We start from the raw sequence: 2,112 nt of genomic DNA on the forward strand, positions 1-2,112 counted from the left end.
CCGCCGCCCCCCATCACCGGGGGGCCCCCCCCTCCCCCCCCCCCCGCCGGCCCGGGCCGGGGCCCGGGCCCGCGGCGCTGGGCTGAGCCCGGGCCGCGGGCGGAGCGGCTGCCGGCTCGTTGGCCCTTCAGCCGAGCGCGCGCAGCGACGCCTCGAGCTGCGCGCGCTCCGCGGCGATGGCCGCTCGGCCGGCCTGGGTCAGCCGGTTCCACTGCAGGTCGAGCACCGCGACGGCAGCGATCTTCTCGATGCCGAGCAACTCGGCGACGGCGGTCCTGGCCGCCTCCCGGTCGGCGGCTCCGATGATGACCGGGAGCACCTCGGCGTGCCGGCAAAGCGCGTCGTCGAGCGCGGCCAGGATCATCAGCCGCTGCTCGGCCATCTCCCGACGCAGCTGACCGTCGTCGATCGTCATCGGGCTCCCCCTTCGTCACGAGGCCGCCAGTCCACGGACCCGGCGGGAAAGCCGGGTTGGGTCGAGTAGTCGTCCCTCCGGGCCTGCAGCACGGAGGCGATCTGCGCGGGGGCGTCCTGGCCCAGCACCAACCGCAGCGGCCCCGGATTCTGCTGCGCGACGTGATCGACGAGCTGCGCCGCGACCACCTGCGGCGCGGTTCCGCCTCCGGTGGCGTCGGGAACGGCCGGCCAGGGTACCTCCGCGGTGCCGAGGGTCGCCGCGCGCAGGCCGTCGTACTCGGGCCGGGGCCCGGCGAATCGCATACCCCCCGTCGCCCACCGGGTGTCCATCGCCCCGATCTCGGCGATGGTCACCCGGATGCCCGTAGCGTCCACCTCACCGGCCAGGGCCTCGCTGAAGCCTTCGAGTCCCCACTTCGCGGCGTTGTAGAGCCCGAAGAAGGGCATGGCCCCGACGCCGCCGACGGAGGAGATCTGCACGATGTGCCCGCTGCCCTGCGCCCGCATGTGGGGCAGCACCGCCTGACTCAGCCACAGCGGGCCGAACAGGTCGACGTCCACGATGTCCCGGGCCTGCGCCTCGGACACCTCCTCGATCGCCCCGACCAGCCCGTACCCGGCATTGTTGACCAGGACGTCGAGCCGCCCGTGCCGCCGGACGGTCTCGTCGACGACCGTCCGGCAGGCCGCCCGGTCCGCCGGGTCGAGCTGCATGACGGTGAGCGCGGGATGCTCGACCGGGATCGCCGTTCCCCGGGTCGTCGCCACGACGCGATGGCCGGCCGCCAGGACGCGTTCGACGAGCGCCAGCCCGAGGCCGCCACTCGCCCCGGTGATCAGCCAGGTCGGTGTGCTCATGCGAGCCCATTCAACACTGCGCCCACGCGGGTGGGACGCAGCGACCGGTGAGCGGCGCCGCCAGCCGCAGGGCCGGATCAGCGGTCCGGCCGAGTGCTCCGGGATACCGGCCGGCTGAACGTCTCGTCGACCCAATGGATCTCGATCCGGGGTCGGGGTTGTTCTCGGGGTGGTGGCCAGGGTGGGGACGCCGGTGGGCGGGGTGGCCGGCTGTGGTGCGTGTGGCCGGTCGGGGTGGTGGTGGTGATGCCGGCTCCGGTGTCGGTGGTGTGGTCGGTGAGGTGGGTGGTCCAGCCGTCGAGGTCCTTGACCAGGTTGCAGGCGGTGCAGCGGCCATTGCCGTTGGGCAGGGTGGTGGGTCCGCCCTTGCTGACCGCGACGGCGTGGTCGGCCTCGCGGATCGGCGCGCCACACCACGGGGTTCGGCACAGTTGGTCGCGGGCGGCGAGGAAGACGCGGGCGGCGGGTGGGAAGTCGCGGCGGCGGGCGTCGGTGGTGAGTAGGTCCCCGGTGTCCGGGTGGGTGAACAGCCGCCGGACCCAGATCCGGGTGTGCTGGTCGGTGGTGATCAGGTCGCGGGCGATGGGGGCGGGGACGGGCCCGTAACCGAGGAGGTGGGCGGGTTCGGGGTCGTCGTCGGCCAGGGTCCGGTCGGTCATGATCAGGTGCAGTTCGATGGCGGGCCGTTCGGGGTCCCCGTCGCCCGGGGTGAGGGTGCGGCGGATGAGTTCGTCGGCCATGACCTGGCCCTTGCTGCGGTGGTCGTCGGCGGTGCTGTTGGCGGTCATCGCGGCGCGGTGCAGGGCCCCGTAGACGCTGACGCCTTCTTTCAGGGGG

At 74.0% G+C, this 2,112-nt stretch carries 3 protein-coding genes; all 3 read right to left on the bottom strand.

Translation table 11 applies throughout. The annotated features are described in order from the left end of the window. Positions 1-127: 127 nt before the first annotated feature. On the bottom strand, positions 128-415 hold the full coding sequence (locus tag ACOJUF_RS16345) for a DNA gyrase subunit A (protein ID WP_420122886.1): 288 nt from the start codon (positions 413-415) through the stop codon (positions 128-130). Continuing rightward, positions 412-1,275 carry an SDR family NAD(P)-dependent oxidoreductase gene (locus ACOJUF_RS16350; protein ID WP_420122887.1) on the bottom strand — a complete coding sequence of 288 codons (864 nt, stop codon included), beginning with the start codon at positions 1,273-1,275 and terminating at the stop codon, positions 412-414. The genes ACOJUF_RS16345 and ACOJUF_RS16350 overlap by 4 nt, the downstream gene beginning before the upstream one ends. Before the next feature lie 77 nt (positions 1,276-1,352). Then, positions 1,353-2,112, bottom strand: a 760-nt coding sequence (locus tag ACOJUF_RS16355) for an HNH endonuclease (protein WP_420122888.1), incomplete at its 5' end; no start/stop codon positions are given.

The organism is Nakamurella sp. (genome assembly GCF_048594475.1).
GTDB lineage: Bacteria > Actinomycetota > Actinomycetes > Mycobacteriales > Nakamurellaceae > Nakamurella.